The sequence below is a fragment of the Lacisediminihabitans profunda genome (genome assembly GCF_008040105.1).
Classification (GTDB): domain Bacteria; phylum Actinomycetota; class Actinomycetes; order Actinomycetales; family Microbacteriaceae; genus Lacisediminihabitans; species Lacisediminihabitans profunda.
The window spans coordinates 1-18,358 of the sequence record NZ_VRMG01000008.1; the positions used below are offsets into that span (position 1 = coordinate 1).

General features: G+C 69.9%; 15 protein-coding genes and 1 riboswitch. Of the genes, 4 read left to right on the forward strand and 11 right to left on the reverse strand.

Features of this window, described 5'->3' with window-relative positions:
• Positions 1 to 28: 28 nt before the first annotated feature.
• Genes FVP33_RS10890 through FVP33_RS10910 form a run of 5 tightly spaced genes read right to left on the reverse strand, consistent with a single transcriptional unit; the run spans position 29 to position 4,377 of the window.
• On the reverse strand, positions 29 to 892 hold the full coding sequence (locus FVP33_RS10890; RefSeq protein WP_147783699.1) for a sulfurtransferase: 864 nt from the start codon (positions 890 to 892) through the stop codon (positions 29 to 31).
• Positions 889 to 1,437 carry a nucleoside/nucleotide kinase family protein gene (locus tag FVP33_RS10895; RefSeq protein WP_246142298.1) on the reverse strand — a complete coding sequence of 183 codons (549 nt, stop codon included), beginning with the start codon at positions 1,435 to 1,437 and terminating at the stop codon, positions 889 to 891. Before FVP33_RS10895 ends, FVP33_RS10890 begins: the two co-directional genes overlap by 4 nt.
• Positions 1,434 to 2,216 (reverse strand): energy-coupling factor transporter transmembrane component T family protein, encoded by a 783-nt coding sequence (locus FVP33_RS10900; protein WP_147783700.1) that lies wholly within the window; start codon positions 2,214 to 2,216, stop codon positions 1,434 to 1,436. Before FVP33_RS10900 ends, FVP33_RS10895 begins: the two co-directional genes overlap by 4 nt.
• A complete protein-coding gene (locus FVP33_RS10905) occupies positions 2,213 to 3,712 on the reverse strand; it encodes an ABC transporter ATP-binding protein (protein WP_147783701.1) in 1,500 nt (499 codons plus the stop codon). Before FVP33_RS10905 ends, FVP33_RS10900 begins: the two co-directional genes overlap by 4 nt.
• Complete coding sequence (locus FVP33_RS10910) at positions 3,709 to 4,377, reverse strand: ECF transporter S component (RefSeq protein WP_342779863.1); 669 nt, start codon at positions 4,375 to 4,377, stop codon at positions 3,709 to 3,711. Before FVP33_RS10910 ends, FVP33_RS10905 begins: the two co-directional genes overlap by 4 nt.
• A gap of 61 nt (positions 4,378 to 4,438) precedes the next feature.
• A riboswitch (TPP riboswitch) is annotated at positions 4,439 to 4,549 on the reverse strand.
• A gap of 393 nt (positions 4,550 to 4,942) precedes the next feature.
• Between FVP33_RS10910 and FVP33_RS10915 the strand changes: the two genes are divergently transcribed.
• The 4 genes from FVP33_RS10915 to treZ all read left to right on the forward strand — a co-directional run bounded on the left by FVP33_RS10915 (position 4,943) and on the right by treZ (position 12,090).
• On the forward strand, positions 4,943 to 5,737 hold the full coding sequence (locus tag FVP33_RS10915) for a hypothetical protein (protein ID WP_147783703.1): 795 nt from the start codon (positions 4,943 to 4,945) through the stop codon (positions 5,735 to 5,737).
• Positions 5,738 to 5,819: 82 nt separating this feature from the next.
• Entirely contained in the window at positions 5,820 to 8,021 is a 2,202-nt protein-coding gene (gene glgX / locus FVP33_RS10920) for a glycogen debranching protein GlgX (protein WP_147783704.1), read from the forward strand.
• The gene (treY, locus tag FVP33_RS10925; RefSeq protein WP_147783705.1) at positions 8,021 to 10,375 is read left to right on the forward strand and encodes a malto-oligosyltrehalose synthase; all 2,355 of its coding nucleotides are present in this window, start codon (positions 8,021 to 8,023) and stop codon (positions 10,373 to 10,375) included. Before glgX ends, treY begins: the two co-directional genes overlap by 1 nt.
• Positions 10,372 to 12,090: a malto-oligosyltrehalose trehalohydrolase gene (gene treZ, locus FVP33_RS10930; RefSeq protein ID WP_147783706.1), complete on the forward strand. Its 1,719-nt coding sequence runs from the start codon at positions 10,372 to 10,374 to the stop codon at positions 12,088 to 12,090. Before treY ends, treZ begins: the two co-directional genes overlap by 4 nt.
• A gap of 15 nt (positions 12,091 to 12,105) precedes the next feature.
• On the opposite strand, the gene FVP33_RS10935 is transcribed toward treZ, so the two are convergent.
• The 6 genes from FVP33_RS10935 to FVP33_RS10960 all read right to left on the reverse strand — a co-directional run bounded on the left by FVP33_RS10935 (position 12,106) and on the right by FVP33_RS10960 (position 18,348).
• Positions 12,106 to 13,023 (reverse strand): MetQ/NlpA family ABC transporter substrate-binding protein, encoded by a 918-nt coding sequence (locus FVP33_RS10935; RefSeq protein WP_147783707.1) that lies wholly within the window; start codon positions 13,021 to 13,023, stop codon positions 12,106 to 12,108.
• Between the two features lie 47 nt (positions 13,024 to 13,070).
• Positions 13,071 to 13,775, reverse strand: coding sequence for a methionine ABC transporter permease (locus FVP33_RS10940; protein ID WP_147783708.1), 705 nt, complete (start codon positions 13,773 to 13,775; stop codon positions 13,071 to 13,073).
• Entirely contained in the window at positions 13,772 to 14,794 is a 1,023-nt protein-coding gene (locus FVP33_RS10945; RefSeq protein WP_147783709.1) for a methionine ABC transporter ATP-binding protein, read from the reverse strand. The genes FVP33_RS10940 and FVP33_RS10945 overlap by 4 nt, the downstream gene beginning before the upstream one ends.
• A 243-nt stretch (positions 14,795 to 15,037) precedes the next feature.
• On the reverse strand, positions 15,038 to 16,000 hold the full coding sequence (locus FVP33_RS10950; protein ID WP_147783710.1) for a Dyp-type peroxidase: 963 nt from the start codon (positions 15,998 to 16,000) through the stop codon (positions 15,038 to 15,040).
• A gap of 158 nt (positions 16,001 to 16,158) precedes the next feature.
• Positions 16,159 to 17,412 (reverse strand): DNA polymerase IV, encoded by a 1,254-nt coding sequence (gene dinB / locus FVP33_RS10955; protein WP_147783711.1) that lies wholly within the window; start codon positions 17,410 to 17,412, stop codon positions 16,159 to 16,161.
• A gap of 12 nt (positions 17,413 to 17,424) precedes the next feature.
• The gene (locus FVP33_RS10960) at positions 17,425 to 18,348 is read right to left on the reverse strand and encodes an oxygenase MpaB family protein (RefSeq protein WP_147783712.1); all 924 of its coding nucleotides are present in this window, start codon (positions 18,346 to 18,348) and stop codon (positions 17,425 to 17,427) included.
• Positions 18,349 to 18,358: the final 10 nt, after the last annotated feature.

Genomic DNA, 18,358 nt, shown 5'->3' on the forward strand with positions numbered 1-18,358 from the left:
CACAACGTCCCTGGGAACTACAGCTAGGTCAGCCCACCTCGAGCGGCAGGGTCGGATCGGCCGACCACTCCTCGAGCGAGCCGTCGTAGATTCGCACCGCGGTCACGCCGAGCTCGGCGAGGGTGAGCGCGTTGGCGGCGACGGAGATTCCGCCGCCGCAGTAGAGCAACACCTCCTCGTCGCCCGTGACACCCTGCGAGGCATAGGCCTCCCGCAGCTCGCCGGCGGCCTTGACCGTGCCGTCCGCGGCGAACAGGTCCCTGGCCGACACGTTGACGCTCGAGGGGATGTGCCCCCGGCGCGAGTACCGGGTGGGGTCCGCGCCGGTGAAGCTCCCGGCCGGCAGGCCGCAGACCAGCGGACGCGAGTCGTCTTTCGCGCGGTCGGCGAGCTCCTCCCGGGTGATCCAGGCATCGCGCACGGCCGACGCGGTCCACGGCTCGACCGCGGCCGGGGAATCCGAATCCCCGGAGTCGACGGGAAGGCCGGCGGCCCGCCAGGCCGCGAGTCCGCCGTCGAGCACCCGCGCATCCACGCCGATCCAGGTGAGGAGGTACCAGAGGCGCGCGGCGAAGAGCCCGCCGGTCTGGTCGTAGACGACGACGGGGTCGCCGGCGCCGATGCCCAGCCTGGCGAGTTCGTCGGCGATGCCCTGGGGATCGGGATGCGCGTAGTGCACGGCCGCCGACGCGTCGGAGAACTGCGTCGCGACATCGACGTGCCGGGAACCGGGGATGTGGGCCGCGAGCCAGCGCGCCCGGCCGGACTCCGTGCGGTAGTCGCCGTCGAACGTGGCCGGGTGCAGCACGAAGCTCGCGTCGAGCACGGCGGGAGGCGCGGACCCGTCGAGCGTCGCGGCGAGCTCGGGGGCGGTGATGAAGGGACTTGTCATGACAACGACGCTAGTCCGTTCACGATCGCCGCGACATCCTCGTCGTCGAGCACGAGGTCTGCGCGTTCGCTCGGCCTTTCGCGCGCGGCGAAGGCCCGTTCCTGGGCCGCCCAACGGTCCCAGAACGGGGCGTACAGCTCGCCGTCGCGCTCGAGCGCTCTGGCCTTGCGCGTCGGCTCGTCGAGCTCCACCCAGATGCCGAAGGTCGCGAGCGCCCGGTTCGCCCGGCTGAGGCTGCCGGAACCCTCGATGACGAGGGGGCGGGCGGGATCCAGGTCGTGCCACTCCGCCGGGGCCTGCTCCTCCCAGTCCCAGCGCCGCCAGCGCGGCTTGGCGGACAACACGTGCTCGCACACCTGCTCGTTCGCCGCCTCGAGGCCGTCCCACCCCGGGTAGATGTCGTCGAGCCGCACCAACTGGGCACCGAGGGCGGGGGCCAGGGCGGTCGCCAGCGTCGTCTTGCCGGAGCCGGAGCCGCCGTCGATGAGCACCACCGGGCGGGCGGCCTGACGGATCGAGAGCAGGAGCTCCCGGGCATCGGTCACGAGAGCACGAACTTCCAGGTGCCCAGTGCGACGGCGAGCGTCACCGCGAGCACGGCGATCACAACGGCGATCGCCACGAGCGTCCACTCGCGCCGGCCGAAGGTCGACTCCCTCGCCCAGGTGCGTTCGCGCCGCGACCCGAAGCCCTTCGCCTCCATCGCGGTGGCGAGCTTGCTCCCGCGCCGCACCGAAAGCACCAGGAGCGAGAATCCCTGGCCGGCGATGCGGGAGACCAGGTTGGAATCGCCGACGCCTCGCGCCCGGCGCGCGAGGGCCAGGAATCTCCAGTCCTCGATGAACAGCCCGACGAGCCTCAGGCCGGCGAGGCCGCCGATCACGAAGCGGGACGGGAGGCGAAGCACCTGGCCGAGCCCGTCGGCGAGGTCGGTCGGGTCGGTCGTGGCGAACAACACGATGCCCGGCAGGCCGATCGCGAGGATGCGCACCCCGATGGCGACGCCGAGCGACACGGAGCCCTCGGTGACGGAGACGAAGCCCGCCTGCCAGAGGAGATCTCCCGAGTCCCGGCCGTAGAGCACGGTCGTGAGGCAGGCGAGAGGGGCCGCGAACCACAGGGGCGCGGTGCGCAGCCAGAACTGTCTGGCCGCGAGCCCGGCGAACGGGAGGAGCAGGGCCTCGAGCACCAGTGCGACGAGAGCGGACGCCCAGTCGATCGACAGGAGGAGAACCAGGGCGAGCAGGATGGCGGCGATGAGCTTGGCCACCGGGTTAACGGAGGCGATCGTGCTCGCACGGATCTCGGGGGTGATGAGGCTCACAGGATCGCCCCCGCGGGCAGGGTGTCCAGCCGCAGCACCCGCTCCGCGACCGCATCGACGAAATCGGTGTCGTGGGTCACCGCCAACACCGCTGAACCGTCGTCGAGGAGCCCGGCGAGAAGGTCCACGAGCTGGCCCCAGGTGCGGGAATCCTGGCCGAAGGTCGGCTCGTCGAGCAGCAGGATGCGGGGCCGCGTGGCGAGCGCGGTCGCGACCGACAGGCGCCGCTTCTCCCCGCCGGAGAGGGTGAACGGGTTCGCCGCGGCGAGATGTTCGAGGTGCAGCGCGGCCATCAGCTCGTCCACCCGGGCCGTGACGGCGACCGCGCCGAGCCCCGCGGCCCGCGGCCCGATCGCCAGTTCCGCCCGCACGTCGGGGGCGAGGAACTGGTGCTCCGGGTCCTGGAAGACCATGCCGATGCGCGGGAGCAGCTGTCGGGAACGCCACCGATGCGGGGCGGTCGAGGCGCCGTCCGCGAGCGCCTGCTCGGCCACGAGCGCGCCACCGACCGGTGTCAGTAGCCCGGCGAGGGTGAGGGCGAGCGTCGACTTGCCCGACCCGTTCGCTCCCGTGATCGCCACGGCATCCCCCGACGCCACGCTGAGGTCGATGCCGGAGTTGACGACGGTGGGAACGCGCCGCCCGAAGCCGGTGCGTCCGACGGCGAGACCGGATGCGGTGAGCAGCGGAATCCGAGCGCCAGCAGACAGGGGTGCCCTGGTCGGCCGTCGCGGCGGGTGGCCGGGCACCCACACGCCGGCTGCGGCGAGGCGCTCGCCCTCCCGCTCGAGCACGACCCCGGGCGCGCCGTCGGCCGCGAGGCCGCCGTCGGCGCCGAGCACGACCACTCGGTCCACCATCGCCTGCCACACCGCGACGCGGTGCTCGATCACCACGAGGGTTGCCCCGGTCGCGTCGAGCACCCTGGCCACGGCATCCCGCACCTCCCGCACGCCATCGGGGTCGAGGTTCGCGGTCGGCTCGTCGAGAAGCAGCAGGCGCGGACGCATTGCGACGACGCCGGCGAGGGCGAGGCGCTGCTTCTGCCCGCCCGAGAGGCTCGAGGTGGGGTGGTCGAGCGGCAGCTCGAGCCCGACGGCGGCGAGCGCCTCGGGCACCCTTCGCCAGATCTCGTCCCGGGGAACACCGAGATTCTCGCAGGCGAAGGCGACGTCATCGCCGACGCGGGCCAGCACCACCTGGGAGTCCGGGTCCTGCAGCACCAGGCCGGCCTCGCCCCGGGCGCTGGCGGGCCGGTGCCCGTCGACGAGGAGCTCGCCGCGCTGGTCGCCCTCCTCGTCTCCCCCGAGCACCCCGGCCAGGGCCTGGATCAGCGTCGACTTGCCGGCGCCGGACGGGCCGAGCAGCAGCACGCGTTCACCGGGTGCCACCGAGAGGTCGATGTTGCGAACGGCGAACGCGCGACGGGAGGCGTGGCGCCATCCCCACCCGGAGGCGGTGATCCGCACGCCGCCCGCGACCCGGCCGGGACTCATGGTGTCGAGGTCGCCTCGGTGCCCGAATCCGACCGCACCGGCTCCGACTCGCCGTCCACGGCCGCGAGCCGGCCGGAGGCGAATCGGCTGAGCGCGCCTGCCCTCGCCAGGCCCCTGGCGGCCAGCCAGGAGAGCAGTCCGGCGATGACGATCCCGGACGCGACGGCGGAGACGAAGTAGACGGCCTTGAAGCCGAAGTCGAGCGCCGCGTAGTCGGTGAAGTTCGTGTCGAGCAGCCCGACGGCGACTCCCGCTCCCGCCCCGGAGAGCAGCACGACGCCGAGGCGCCAGTTGGAGTAGAGGAACGCGGCGAGCACGAGCTCGGCGCCGAGGCCCTCGACGACGCCCCAGATCAGCGTGGAGAAGCCCCACTGCGTGCCCACGAGCATCGACACGACGGCCGCGACGACCTCCGTGAAGAGGGCCGCTCCCGGCTTTCTGATCACGATCCCGCCCAGCACTCCGGCGAAGAGCCAACCGCCCGCGAGGAGACCGGCGAGACCCGGGGCGAAGGCGAGGGCCGCGCTGAGCGGCGTCCAGGCGAGTCCCCAGGCCCAGAAGATGACGCCGCTCGCGACGCCGATGACGCTCGCCACCACGATGTCGACCACCCGCCAGCGGGCGGAGAATGCTCGGGGCTGTCTGGTGATGGATGTTGTTGCCATGTTCATTGTCGTGCCCTTTCGGTAAAGAGGGCACGGGTGTAGGTCGCCACCGGTGTGGCAACCCGGAGAGAAACTGCCTCCCTGCGCTGGCATGATCCAGATCAGGTTCGACGGTCGAAGCTTGGAGAAGCTTCCTCTCAGCCCGGCTCACCGGACTCCCGTGTTCGCCCTCAATCCTAGCCACCGGCATCCGCTCCCGCACCTCCTCCCGCACGCGTTTCCCGCACGCGTTTCCCGCACGCGTTTCCCGCACCTCCTCCCGCACGCGTTTCTCCGGAGGTTCGGGTCGACCCGGCTCGCGAGACCTCGCACTCCCGTTCACTTCTCCGGAGGTTTCGGCCGAAACGGCTCGAGATGGAGCCCATTCCGCCCCAAATCGGCCCTGGTAGGCCAGAGCCTCCGGAGAAACGCGTGCGGTGGCAGTGCGGTGGCAAGGGCCCGCGCGGGAAACCTCCGGAGAACCGCGTGGGGGCAGACGGGGCGAACAGGGGGCAGACGGGGACGGGGCTGGGCGGGGCTGGGCTGGGGGCTGGGCTGCGGGCGGATGCCGTTCTAGGCTCGGCGCATGACGAGTGATTTCGCGATCGCCGCGTTCGACCGTTTCACCGCGGAGCTCCTGGCGAGTGTGTCTTCCCTGCCGGGAGTCGTCGGCCTCGTCGTGACCGGGAGTGCCGCAGACCGGTCCCGCCTGGACGAGTGGTCCGACCACGACTTCATCGTCGTGACCGCCCCGGCGGCGACCGAGGCCGTGCGTTCCCGGCTCGACTGGCTCCCCCGGTTCGAGAGCCTGGTCTTCGCCTCCCCGGTTCCCGGCGAGGGCTATCGGGCCATCTACGACGACGGCCACGTGCTCGAGTTCGACGTCGCACCCCTCGAGGAGATCCGAGGCTGGCAGGCGAACGACTATTCCGTGCTGCTCGACCGCGGCGGTGTCGAGGAGGTGATGGCGGCGATCGCGGCGAAACGAAAGCCGCACGTGAGCATCGACGCCGAGCGGGAGATCGGCCAATTCCTCGTGCTCATCCTCATCGGCGTCGGTCGCGCCCGGCGCGGCGAGAGCCTCATCGCCGGGGCCGCGGTGCGCAACGCCGCCGTTGGGCACCTCGTGAACGCGTGGCAGGAGCGAATTCCCGCCGCCGCGCCCCGACACGTGGACAACCTCGACAACTGGCGTCGATTCGAGCTCGTCTACCCGGAATCGGGGCCGGAGATCGCGCGGGCCGTGGCCCAGGATGTCGAACCTGCGGCGCGCGCCCTGCTCGACATCGCCGAGCGGAGGATCGCACCCGGCTGGACGGGCTGGCCGCACGACGCGGTCGCCGCGATTCGGCGTCGGCTGGACTGGCAGGAACGGACGTGACCCGCCTGTCAAGGGGTCAGACCCGGTTCGTGCGACGCGTCCGATTCGGGTTACGGTGACAACAGGACAATCAGGGAGAATCATGGAAACCTGGCCCGGATCGGCCTACCCGCTCGGCGCAACCTTCGACGGAAGCGGCACGAACTTCGCCCTCTTCAGCGAGGTCGCGGAGAAGATCGAGTTGTGCCTCTTCGATGCGGATGGCGCGGAGACGCGGGTCGAACTCCTCGAGGTCGACGCCTACGTGTGGCATGCCTATCTGCCGTCCGTGCAGCCTGGGCAACGCTACGGCTATCGGGTGCACGGCGAGTACGATCCGAAGTCGGGGAAGCGGTGCAACCCCAACAAGCTCCTCCTCGACCCGTACGCGAAGGCGACCTGCGGGGACATCGACTGGGAGCCGGCCCTCTTCTCCTACAACTTCGGCGACCCGCTCTCGGTCAACAACGAGGACTCCGCCAAGCACATGATGATGGGCATCGTCATCAACCCCTTCTTCGACTGGGCCGGGGACCGGCATCCCCGGGTTCCGTACAACGACACCGTGATCTACGAGGCGCACGTCAAGGGGCTCACCGAGCTTCACCCGGACGTCCCCGAGGAGCAGCGCGGCACCTTCGCCGGCGTCGCCCACCCCGCGGTCGTCGAGCACCTGCAGAAACTCGGCGTCACGGCCATCGAGCTCATGCCGGTGCACCAGTTCGTGCAGGACGCGACGCTGCTCGAGAAGGGCCTCAGAAACTACTGGGGCTACAACACCATCGGATTCTTCTCCCCGCAGAACAGCTACTCGTCCACCGGCGACGAGGGCCAGCAGGTTCAGGAGTTCAAGGGCATGGTGCGCGCGATGCACGATGCCGGCATCGAGGTGATCCTCGACGTGGTCTACAACCACACCGCGGAGGGCAACCACCTCGGCCCCACGCTCTCGTTCAAGGGAATCGACAACGAGGCCTACTACCGGCTCGTCGAGGACGACGAGCAGTTCTACATGGACTACACCGGCACCGGGAACTCGTTCAACGTGCGCCACCCGCACTCGCTTCAGCTCATCATGGACAGCCTGCGCTACTGGGTGATCGAGATGCATGTCGACGGCTTCCGGTTCGACCTCGCGTCGACGCTCGCGCGCGAGTTCTACGACGTCGACAAGCTCTCCACCTTCTTCGAGCTCGTGCAGCAGGATCCGATCGTCTCGCAGGTCAAGCTCATCGCCGAGCCCTGGGACGTCGGCCCGGGCGGCTACCAGGTGGGCAACTTCCCGCCGCAGTGGACGGAGTGGAACGGCAAGTACCGCGACACCGTCCGCGACTTCTGGCGGGGCGAGCCCTCCACCCTCGGCGAGTTCGCGTCCCGGCTCACCGGATCGGCGGACCTCTACGAGGGCGACGGACGACGGCCCGTCGCCTCGATCAACTTCGTGACGGCGCACGACGGCTTCACGATCGCCGACCTCGTCTCGTACAACGACAAGCACAACGACGCGAACGGCGAAGACAACAACGACGGCGAATCGCACAACCGCTCCTGGAACAGCGGAGTCGAGGGGCCGACGGATGACCCGGCCATCCTCACCCTGCGCTCTCGCCAGCAGCGCAACTTCCTGGCGACCCTGCTGCTCTCGCAGGGAGTGCCGATGATCCTGCACGGCGACGAGCTCGGCCGCACCCAGCAGGGCAACAACAACACCTACGCCCAGGACTCCGAGCTCTCCTGGGTGCACTGGGACACCGCGGACCAGCCGCTGATCGAGTTCGTTGCCGCGGTGGCCAGGCTGCGTAAGGATCACCCCACGTTCCGCCGCAAGAGCTTCTTCGACGGCCGCCCGGTCAAGCGCGGCGAGGGCGAACCGCTGTCCGACATCGTGTGGCTCACGCCGGCCGGCCAGGAGATGGAGCCGGAGAACTGGGATGCCGGATTCGGTCGCTCGATCGGTGTATTCCTGAACGGGAATGGAATCCAGGGGCGGGATGCGCGAGGCCAGACCATCACCGACCTCAACTTCGCGATCTTCTTCAACGCCCACGACGAGGCCGTGGACTTCACCCTCCCCTCTGCCGAATTCTCCGGCGCGTGGGAGATTGTGATCGACACCTCCGGCAAGCTCGCGGACTCCGCGCCGCGCAAGGCGGGAGACGTGATCTCGGTCGAGCTGAAGTCGCTCGTCGTGCTGCGCGCCTGGGTCGCGCCCGAGGTGGAGGTGGATCACTCGGTGGCCGCCTCGCTGATCTCCCTGGCGGCAAACGTGAATCTCGCGGTCTCGACTAAGCCTGTGGTCGGCTGATGCGCATCCCCCGTTCCACCTACCGGCTGCAGATCCGCGAATCGTTCGACCTCAACGCCGCGGCGAACATCGCCGAGTATGTGCGCGATTTGGGCGCCGATTGGCTCTACTTCTCGCCGCTGCTCACCGCCGAGACGGGTTCCGACCACGGCTACGACGTGACCGACCACTCGAGAATCGACCCCGCCCGGGGTGGCGAGGCCGGACTGGCTGCCGCCTCCGCCGCCGCCCGGTCGCTCGGTCTCGGCGTGCTCGTCGACATCGTGCCGAACCACGTCGGAGTACAGACGCCACACCAGAACGCGTGGTGGTGGGACGTGCTCAGCCACGGCCGGGACTCCCGCTATGCGGAGGCGTTCGACATCGACTGGGAGTTCGGCAACGGCAGGCTGCGCATCCCCGTGCTGGGCGACGGCTCCCTCGACGACCTCGAGATCGTCGACGGAGAACTCCGCTACTTCGACAACCGGTTCCCGATCGCCCCGGGCACGGCAGACGACGGCGCCTCCCCGCGCGAGGTGCACTCGCGTCAGCACTACGAGCTCATCGACTGGCGTCGTGCAGACGCCGAACTGAACTACCGCCGGTTCTTCGCGGTGAATTCGCTCGCCGGCATCCGGGTCGAGATCCCGTGGGTGTTCGAGGAGTCCCACGTGGAGATCGCCCGCTGGTTCCGGGAGGGCCTCGTCGACGGCCTGCGCGTCGACCACCCGGACGGCCTGGCCGACCCGGCGGGGTACCTCGACGACCTCGCCAGGGCCACCGGCGACACCTACGTCCTCGTGGAGAAGATTCTCGAGGGCGACGAACAGCTTCCCACCTCGTGGGCGACGGCGGGAACGACGGGCTACGACGCCCTCGCCGATGTCGACCGGGTGCTCGTCGACCCGGCAGGTCGCGCGGCTCTCGACGAACTCGACCGGCGCCTGCGCGGCACGGACTCGACGGTGTCCTGGTCCGGACTGATCCACGACACGAAGCGCGCGATCGCCGACGGCATCCTGCGCTCCGAGGTGCTGCGCCTCGAGCGCGATCTCGGGCGGTCGGTCGAGGCGGTGGAGGCGGATGTGGGTTCGGCGATCTCGACGACGGCGGACGCCCTCGCCGAGCTGCTCGCCTGCTTCCCGGTCTACCGCTCGTACCTGCCGCTCGGCCTCGAGCACCTGCACGAAGCCGCCCGACTGGCGATCTCGCACCGTCCGGACCTCACCGACGCGATCGGCGATCTCGTCCCGATCCTGAGCGACCCGCAGCATCCGGCCGCGATCCGCTTCCAACAGACCTCGGGCATGGTCATGGCCAAGGGCGTCGAGGACACCGCCTTCTACCGGTACACCCGGCTCGGCTCGCTCACCGAGGTGGGTGCGGATCCCTCGGAGTTCTCGATCGGCACCGCCGAATTCCATCGCCGCCAGCAGTTGCGGCAGGCGAGCTTCCCCGCCTCGCTCACCACTCTCTCCACCCACGACACCAAGCGCGGGGAGGACGTGCGGGCCAGGATCAGCGTGCTCGCCGAGATCCCCGCCGAGTGGGAGTCGGCGCTGGACCGCCTTCGCGAGGCGGCACCGCTCGGCGACGGCCCGCTCGAGGCGCTGCTCTGGGAGGCCATCGTCGGCGCGTGGCCGGCCAGCCGCGAGCGGCTGCACGCCTACGCGGAGAAGGCGGCTCGCGAGGCCGGAAACTCCACGGGCTGGGACGCTCCGCGAGAGGCCTTCGAACAGCGGATGCACGACCTGATCGACTCCGCCTTCGACGACCCTGCCGTCACGGCGGTCATCGAGGAGGTGCTCGACCGCGTGCGCGCGGCCGGCTGGAGCAACTCCCTCTCCGCCAAGCTGATCCAGTTGACGGCCCCCGGCGTGCCGGACGTGTACCAGGGCAGCGAGCTCTGGGAGACCTCCCTGGTCGACCCGGACAACCGTCGACCTGTCGACTTCGACGAACGCCGCCTCTACCTCGCCGCGATCGACGCCGGAGCACACCCGCCGGTAGACGAGTCCGGCGCGGCAAAGCTGCTCGTCACGTCGAGGGCGCTGCGCCTGCGCCGCGACCACCCCGAACTGTTCAGCCGGTACGCCCCGCTTCCCGCGTTCGGACCGGCGGCGCGTCACGTGCTCGCCTTCGACCGCGGCGACGTGGTCACCGTGGCCACCAGGCTGCCGCTCGGGCTCGAACTCGCGGGCGGCTGGGGGGCGACATCGATCATCCTCGCCGGCAGGCCCGTCGTCGACGTGCTCACCGGCACGGAGTTCCCGGGCGGCGAAATGCGCCTGGCCGAGGTCTTGGCGCGCTATCCGGTGGCGCTGCTCGTGCCGTCGGAGCTCCTCGCGGCCGGCAGCACGGTGGGTTCGTGAGCTTCGAGGTCTGGGCCCCGGCCGCCGGGACCGTCACCCTGCTTCTCGACGGCTCGCGGCATCCGATGCAGCGCGCCGCCGACGGATGGTGGAGTGCCCCGGCTGGGCTGGACGGCACCGACTTCGGGTTCCTGATCGACGACGACGAGACGCCGCTGCCCGACCCGCGCTCGAGACGGCAGCCGGAGTCGGTGCACGGCCTCTCCTGCACCTTCGACCCCGCCGCCTTCGACTGGACGGACGACGCCTGGACCGGGCGACAGCTCGCTGGCGGGGTGATCTACGAGCTGCACCTCGGCACCTTCACGCCGGGTGGCACCCTCGACTCGGCCGTCGAGAGGCTCGACCATCTCGTGTCGATCGGGGTCGACTTCGTCGAGCTGTTGCCGGTGAACGGGTTCAACGGAACCCGCAACTGGGGCTACGACGGGGTGCTCTGGTACGCCGTCGCCGAGGTGTACGGCGGCCCGGCCGCCTACCAACGGTTCGTGGACGCCTGCCATGCCCGCGGCCTCGGCGTGATCCAGGATGTCGTCTACAACCACCTGGGCCCGAGCGGCAACTACCTGCCCCGCTTCGGCCCGTACCTGCGGGAGGAAGGCGCGAACACCTGGGGCGACTCGGTGAACCTCGACTCCCCCGAGGTGCGGCGCTACCTGATCGACAACGCGCTCATGTGGCTGCGCGACTACCACGTGGACGGGCTTCGGCTCGATGCGGTGCACGCCCTCGTCGACGAGTCTCCGACCCACATCCTCAAGGAGCTCGCGGTCGAGACCAGCGCGCTCTCGGCGTTCCTCGGCCGTCCGCTCAGCCTGATCGCCGAGTCCGACCTCAACGATCCGCTGCTCATCCGCCCGCGCGAGGCGCACGGCTACGGGCTCGATGCCCAGTGGAGCGACGACTTCCACCACGCCGTCCACGTCGCCCTCACCGGCGAGATCACCGGCTACTACGCGGACTTCGAGCACCTCGACTCGCTGGCGAAGGTGCTTACCCGGGGCTTCTTCCACGACGGTACGTACTCGTCGTTCCGGGAGCGGGCGCACGGCAGCCCGATCGACACCGAGAACATGCCCACCTGGCGGCTCGTCGTCGCCAACCAGAACCACGACCAGATCGGCAATCGCGCCACCGGCGACCGGCTGAGCGCGAGCCTCGACTACGGGCAGCTCGCGATCGCCGCGGTGCTCACCCTCGCCGGGCCGTTCACCCCGATGCTCTTCATGGGCGAGGAGTGGGGCGCCTCCACCCCGTGGCAGTTCTTCACGTCGCATTCCGAGCCGGAGCTCGGCACGGCCACGGCCGAGGGCCGCATCCGCGAGTTCGAGCGGATGGGCTGGGACCCGGCGATCGTGCCCGACCCGCAGGACCCGCAGACCTTCGAGCGATCGAAGCTCGACTGGGCGGAATCCGAGGATGGCGACCATGCCCGGCTGCTCGCGGTCTACCGCCGGCTCGCCGAACTGCGGCGCACCGTGCCGGACCTCACCGACCCGCGGTTCGACCGCACGAGCGTCGAATTCGAGGACTCCGCCACCGGTCGCTGGTTCGTGCTGCACCGCGGTTCGACGTCGATCGTCGTGAACCTCGCCGACTTCCCGGTCGCGCTGCCGTTCGGTGGCTCGGTGCTGCTGGCGAGCCACGACACGATCGGCGCCTCCGCCGGCGGCGTGGTGTTGCCGGGCCACTCGGCGGCGATCCTCGCCCGCTGAGCGGACCGGCGGTGTCTACTTCGCCGCCAGGGGAAGCAGGATGCCCTTCACCGTCGGGTCGGTCGCGAGGAACTCCTGCACGGCGGGGTCCTTGAAGGCCGCGATGAGCTTCTTGACGTTGGACGTGGTGAGGTACTTCGTTCCCACGGTCAGTTGGCCGGCGAACTCGTCGGGGGCGGCCGGGGCGAAGATCTTCTTCTCCAGCGGGATGTTGGCGGCCAGGTAGTACTCCGTGTAGCCGACGGCCGCATCGAGGTCCGGCAGCGCGAGGGACTGGGCGCCGAAGTCGAGCAGCTTGAGCGTGATGTGCTTCGGGTTGCTCGCGATGTCGTCCTGCGTCGCGCGGGCCTTGTCGATGCCGGGCTTGAGGGTGATCAGCCCAGCGCGCTCCAGGATCCACAGGCCCTGTGCCTCGTTGGCCGGGTCGGAGTAGAGGGAGATGGTGGCGCCATCCGGGATGTCCTTGACGGACTTGTACTTGTCGGACCAGAGCCCGAAGCCCCAGCGGAAGACCGGCGTCGCGGCCGTCTCCTTGAAGTCGGGGTTCGCCTCGAGCACCTGGCTGAGCCAGAGCTTGTGCTGGTAGACGGTGCCGGCCACCTCGCCGTTGCTCACCGCGCGGTTGATCGTGTTACTGTCGGAGAGACCCTCGAATTTCACGGTGATGCCGTACTTGGGGGCGACCTTCTTGGCGATGAAGTTGACCAGGGCCTGCTCGGCCGAGTTGCCCTCGGCGGTCGCGACGGTGAGGGTGGCGCCCGCGACCTCGGTGGCGGATTTCGCCGGGTTGAGCAGCGGGATCGTGATCGCGGCGGCCACGCCGACCACGACGACGATCGCCCCGGCGATCCACGGCCATCGCCGTTTCTTCTTCAGTTCGAATCCGTGCGAGTCGTCGTCGTTGCGGAGGGGAGCCTGCGTGGTGGTGGTCATTGTCGTGTCCTTGTGATTGGTGGTGGGGGAAGGTGGGCCGGGGCCGGTCAGTGCCGGTCTCTGGCGTGCGGAGTGGTGAGGCGCACGAGACGGTCGCCCGTGATCTGCACGGCGGAGACGAGGGCGACGAGGATCACGATGGTCGCGATCATCACGTTGTGGTCGAAGCGCTGGTAGCCGTAGGTCACCGCGACGTACCCGATCCCGCCGGCGCCGATCGTGCCGGCGATCGCCGAGTACTCGATCATCGCGATCGTGTTGATCGTGATGCCGCCGATGATGGACGGCACCGCCTCGCTCAACTGCGCGGTGCGGATGATCTGCAGCGTCGACGCGCCGGACGCCTTTGCCACGTTCACGAGGGAGGGAGGCACGCTGCGCAGCGAGTTCTCCACGATCCTGGTGAAGAAGGCGATGCCGGCGATCGACATCGGCACCACGGCGGCGGCGATGCCGATGTTGGTGCCGGTGATCAGCCGTGTGAACGGAACGATCGAGGCCATCAGGATCAGGAACGGCAACGACCGGCCGATGCTCACCGTCCAGCTGAGGATCGAGTACGGCACCGCCCGCTCGAACAGTCCGCCGGGCGCGAGGTTGTGCACGATCGCGCCCAGCGGGATGCCGACGGCGATCACGATCGCCATGACGATGCCGACCATGATGAGCGTGTCGCCGAGCGCGGGGAAGACGAGCGCCGGGATGTCGGGGATCGGTACCGTCGCGTTGGACGGAACGAGGGCGGCGATCATGCGACATCCTCGAGCTCGTCGGACTCGGGCCGCAGCGCCGCGTCGTCGAGCGTGGCGGTGAGGCCGAGCGCAGCCAGCGCGCCGGTCACCCTCGCGGGGTCGACTCCCCCGATGCCGAGGGTCGCGTGCCCCACCGTCACGCCGTTGATGCGCTCGATCGACGCGCCCAGGATCGAGATCGGCACACCGAGCTCCGCCCCGAGCAGAGACACCCAGTCCGGCCGCACGTGCCTGCCCTCGTAGCTCACGAACCAGATGCCGTCGGCGCCGGAGGCCGCCTCCCAGTCCCGACGCGGGCGCAGTGCTCGGCCGAGGTCCGAGTCGGCATCCCGCAGCAGGTCCACGAGCGCACCCGACTCGACGATGTGCCCGTGGTCGAGGCGGGCCACCGAGTCGGCCACCTGCAAGACGGTGTCCATCTCGTGGGTGATGAACAGGATCGACAGGTCGAGGTCGTCCCGCAGCTCCTTGAGCAGGTCGACGATGGATGCGGTGGACTCCGGGTCGAGGCCGGATGTCGCCTCGTCCGACAGCAGGATCGATGGACGAAGCGCGAGGGCCCTCGCGATCCCGACCCGCTGTCGCTGTCCGCCGGAGAGCTGGTGCGGGTAGCTCGACGCCTTGTCTGACAGGCCGACCCGCTCGAGCAGCTCGCCCACCCGGCGCTTCGTCTCCGCCGGGGTCGCTCCGAGGTAGTCGAGGGGCAGGGCGACGTTCGCGGCGGCCGTGCGGCGGCTGAACAGCCCGTCGGCCTGGAAGATCGTGCCGATGCTGCGGCGGGCCACCCGCAGCTGCTTCTCGCTCAGCCGGGAGAGGTTCTCCCCGTTCACGAGCACCGCGCCGGAGGTGGGCCGCTCGAGGAGGTTCACGCAGTGCGCGAGGGTGCTCTTGCCCGCGCCGCTCGGCCCGACCACCGCGAAGATCTCACCGCTCGCGACCGAGAAGTCCAGGCCGTCGAGCACGACGGTGCGCGAGTCACCCCTGCCGTAGACCTTGGTCAACTTTTCGAGACTGATCATGCTGCTGCCTCCAGGGCGCGGTCGAGGGGTCGCCGGTGGCCGCGATGTCTCGCGGTCGCCGGGGCAGGAGTCTGGGTCGGGGCGCGGCAGGGATGCGACGCGCCGGGGCAGGTGGGCTCTACCGATGGGATCGACAGGCGGGGCGCCGGTCGATCACGAGGCGTGGAGTGATGAGCACACGGGTGAGCCTATTGGGGCCCCGGCTCGGAGGCTGTTGTGTTTCGAAACGTGACGCCGCGCGGGTCAGTCCGAGGGAGCGAGGCCCTCGAGCACCTCGAGTGACGGCACGAAGAAGGTGGTGCCCGTCGTGGCGGTGGAGAAGTCGAGGATGCGGTCGTACTCCCCCACCGGGTCGCCCACGAACATGTGGCGCAGCATCTGCTCGATCACCCACAGTTCCCGGGCGTAGCCGATGAAGTAGGTGCCGAACTCGCCGCGCCCCGGGCGCCCGAACGGCATGTTGTCGCGCAGGATGTCGTGCTCGACGCCGTTCGCATCGACCACGGTGTTGAGGGACTTGTGCGACTTGCGGGCGTCATCCGGCTGGTCGAGCTCGACGTTGTCGGCCTTGGTGCGGCCGATGATCTGCTCCTGTCGCTCGGTGGACAGCCCGTTCCACGCCGCGATGTCGTGCAGGTACTTCTGCACCACCACGTAGCTCCCGCCGGCGAATTCGGCATCCTCGTCGCCGACGATCGACGACTCGGCCATCGCCGCCCCGGTGGGGTTCTCGGTGCCGTCCACGAAACCGAGCAGGTCGCGCGCGTCGAAGTAGCGGAATCCCTGCACCTCGTCGATCACCGTCACGCTCGAGTCGAGCTTGTCGAGAATGAGCCGCTCGAGTTCGAAGCACATGTCTGCCCGTTCGGCGCGGATGTGGAAGAGCAGGTCTCCCGGTGTGGAGACGGCGATGTGGGTGCCGGAGGTGATCGGGGCGAACGGACGCAGCTGCTCGGGTCGCGATGGCTGCTCGAACCGGTCCCAGGCCGCCGAACCGATGCCCACGTTGCAGGAGAGGTGCCCGCTCAGGTCACGGAAGCCCACGGCGCGCACGAGGCCGCCGATGTCGGCGATCACCTCTCGGGCGCGGCGCGCGGCCTCGTCGCCCGGTCGGATGGTCACGACGAGGAAGATCGCGCAGTTGGAGAGCGGCGCTTCCACGCTCTGCGGTTCGATGGTCGTGCGGTTCCAGGTGCCTTCGTCCATGCTGTGATTCTACGGAACGGCCTCGCACCGCGCGGGATCGCGCCCTCCACCACGCGAGTGGGCAATTGTGGCGCCAAGACTGCTGCGGAAGCGCCAATTTCGCCCACTCGCCGGGTCGGCGCGGGCGTCGAACGACGGGCCGAGTGGTCCTGACGGGCCTAGTGCTCCTGACGGGGCAGATTCCGCGGATCGCCCAGCGGGGCCGTCGATCGGAGTAGGGATGCCGGCCGGAGCGCTCCGCGGCCGAACCGGGCGCTCACGGCATCGATCGTGTCCTCCGCCTCACGCCATCCCTCGTCCTCGTCCCAGAGGCCCGGCTGCTGGCCTTCTCCCGGGGTGAGCTGTTCCATCCGCACGCCGATCAGGCGAACCGGCGCGTGCCGGCCGATCGCCTCGTAGATCGACCGCACCTCCTCGTAGATGCGCCGGCCCACATCCGTCGACTCGGCGAGCGTTCTTGATCGGGTGATGGTGCTGAAGTCGGAGTAGCGAAGCTTGAGCACGACGGTGCGCCCCACCCAGCCGGCCGTGCGCAGTCGAACGGCCACGGCGTTCGCCTGGCGCAGAAGTTCTCGACGCAGCTCGTCGGAGTTGAGGGTGTCCACCTCGAAGGTCACCTCGTGCCCGACGCTCTTCTCGTCGGCACGCGGGTTGACCGCCCGGGGGTCGAGGCCATTGGCCAGGTCGTGAAGTTTGCGCCCGGATGCCTCCCCCACCGCCCGCTTCAGCGTCTCGACCGGGGTCGCGGCGATGTCACCGATGGTGCGCAGCCCGCGGCGGGTGAGCGCCTCCTCGGTCGCCGCCCCGACGCCCCACAGCGCCCCGACGGGCAGCGGATGCAGGAACGCGAGCGTCTGGTCTGCCGGGATCACGAGCATCCCGTCCGGCTTCGCCCGCCCGGAGGCGAGCTTGGCCACGAACCTGGTGGATGCCGCGCCCACCGAGCAGTGGAGCGCGGTCTCCTCGTGCACCCGGCGGCGGATGAGCTCGCCCACCTCCGCCGGCGAGCCGAGCAGTCCCCTGGCGCCGGCCACGTCGAGAAAGGCCTCGTCGATCCCCAGCCGTTCGACGAGCGGGGTCACGTCGTCGAATATCGCCATGACCTTCTCGGAGTAGAAGCGGTACTTCTCGAAGTGCGGCTCGAGCACGATCGCCTTCGGGCACAGCCGAAGCGCCTGTGAGAGCGGGATGGCCGATCTCACCCCGTACTTGCGGGCCGGGTAGTTCGCCGCCGTCACGACGGAGCGCGCCGATCGCCCGGCAACGACCACCGGCAGGTGCGCGATCTCTGGCCTGTCGAGCAGCTCGACCGAGGCGAAGAAGGCGTCGAGGTCCACGTGCAGGATCGTGGCGGTGCTGCTGTCGACCGAGGCCGAACTCACCTGCCGAGTGCTGCCGTCCTGTTTGCTCATCCCACAGGCAATCTAGCCGAGGCTTCGGACATCCCCGGCCACCGGCAACAGGCCGAGCCTGGCGAGTCGTTTGCGCGCCGCCGTTTCGCTCGTGGAGCTGCGCCCCAGGATCGATCCGACGAGCGCGAGCACCGCCCGGGTGAGGGTGATCGCCGGCCACCACGGCCGCCGGAGCCCGAGGAGACGGCGGTACTCGCGCGGGATCGACGCCACGGCGCCGCCGAACAGGATCCGGTAGGCCGGCCGCATGCCCCGCGCGATGCCGGGATTGCGGATGAACCGCACCGCCTCGGCCACTCGATCGTCGCTCTTGAGAGTCCCGGACGCGCGAAACGCCTCCAACTGCGCCCGCAGTTCCGCCTCCGTGGTCGGCGGGGAGGGCACGCCGATGAGCTCCCCCGCCTTCGTCCACTCGCCGACATAGCGGTCGGCGCCGCCGGGGATCGGTCCGCCCCAGATGGCGTGGCTGCCGAGGAACGCGTCGGTGAAGACCACGTGCACCCAGGAGAGCAGCTCGGGGTCCCCCGCCCAGTACTGTCGCTCGACACCGTTCGCGTCGACATAGCTGCCCCGCACCCGGTCGTGGAATCGTTCGACCCGGTTGGACTCGCGCACGGCCATCGCCGTGTCGGAGAAGGTCACGCCGATCAGCCACTGGATGGTGCCCGAGAGCCGACCGAGCGGGTCCTCCCGGTAGCGCGACCAGTCGTGCACGCCGGCCATCGCCCCGGGGTGGAGGGTCTGCATCAGCAGGGCGCGGATGCCGGCGACCAGCGTGGCCATGCCACCATGCACCGCCCAGGCGGCCGATCCGACCCCGAAGAAGCCGGCGTCGTCGCCCAGCTCGATCTGCTCGACCCAGTCCGGGCGCCCCTGACGATCGCCGGTGAATGCCGACAGCACCCGGGACCGCCACACGGCGGCAAACGTGTTCACGAGAGGACGC

Coding starts and splice junctions, on each gene's coding strand:
- FVP33_RS10945 (WP_147783709.1), bottom strand. CDS start 14,794: ATGATCAGTCTCGAAAAGTTGACCAAGGTCTACGGCAGGGGTGACTCG.
- FVP33_RS10935 (WP_147783707.1), bottom strand. CDS start 13,023: ATGACCACCACCACGCAGGCTCCCCTCCGCAACGACGACGACTCGCAC.
- treY (WP_147783705.1), top strand. CDS start 8,021: ATGCGCATCCCCCGTTCCACCTACCGGCTGCAGATCCGCGAATCGTTC.
- FVP33_RS10940 (WP_147783708.1), bottom strand. CDS start 13,775: ATGATCGCCGCCCTCGTTCCGTCCAACGCGACGGTACCGATCCCCGAC.
- dinB (WP_147783711.1), bottom strand. CDS start 17,412: ATGAGCAAACAGGACGGCAGCACTCGGCAGGTGAGTTCGGCCTCGGTC.
- FVP33_RS10950 (WP_147783710.1), bottom strand. CDS start 16,000: ATGGACGAAGGCACCTGGAACCGCACGACCATCGAACCGCAGAGCGTG.
- FVP33_RS10890 (WP_147783699.1), bottom strand. CDS start 892: ATGACAAGTCCCTTCATCACCGCCCCCGAGCTCGCCGCGACGCTCGAC.
- FVP33_RS10905 (WP_147783701.1), bottom strand. CDS start 3,712: ATGAGTCCCGGCCGGGTCGCGGGCGGCGTGCGGATCACCGCCTCCGGG.
- FVP33_RS10915 (WP_147783703.1), top strand. CDS start 4,943: ATGACGAGTGATTTCGCGATCGCCGCGTTCGACCGTTTCACCGCGGAG.
- FVP33_RS10910 (WP_342779863.1), bottom strand. CDS start 4,377: ATGGCAACAACATCCATCACCAGACAGCCCCGAGCATTCTCCGCCCGC.
- glgX (WP_147783704.1), top strand. CDS start 5,820: ATGGAAACCTGGCCCGGATCGGCCTACCCGCTCGGCGCAACCTTCGAC.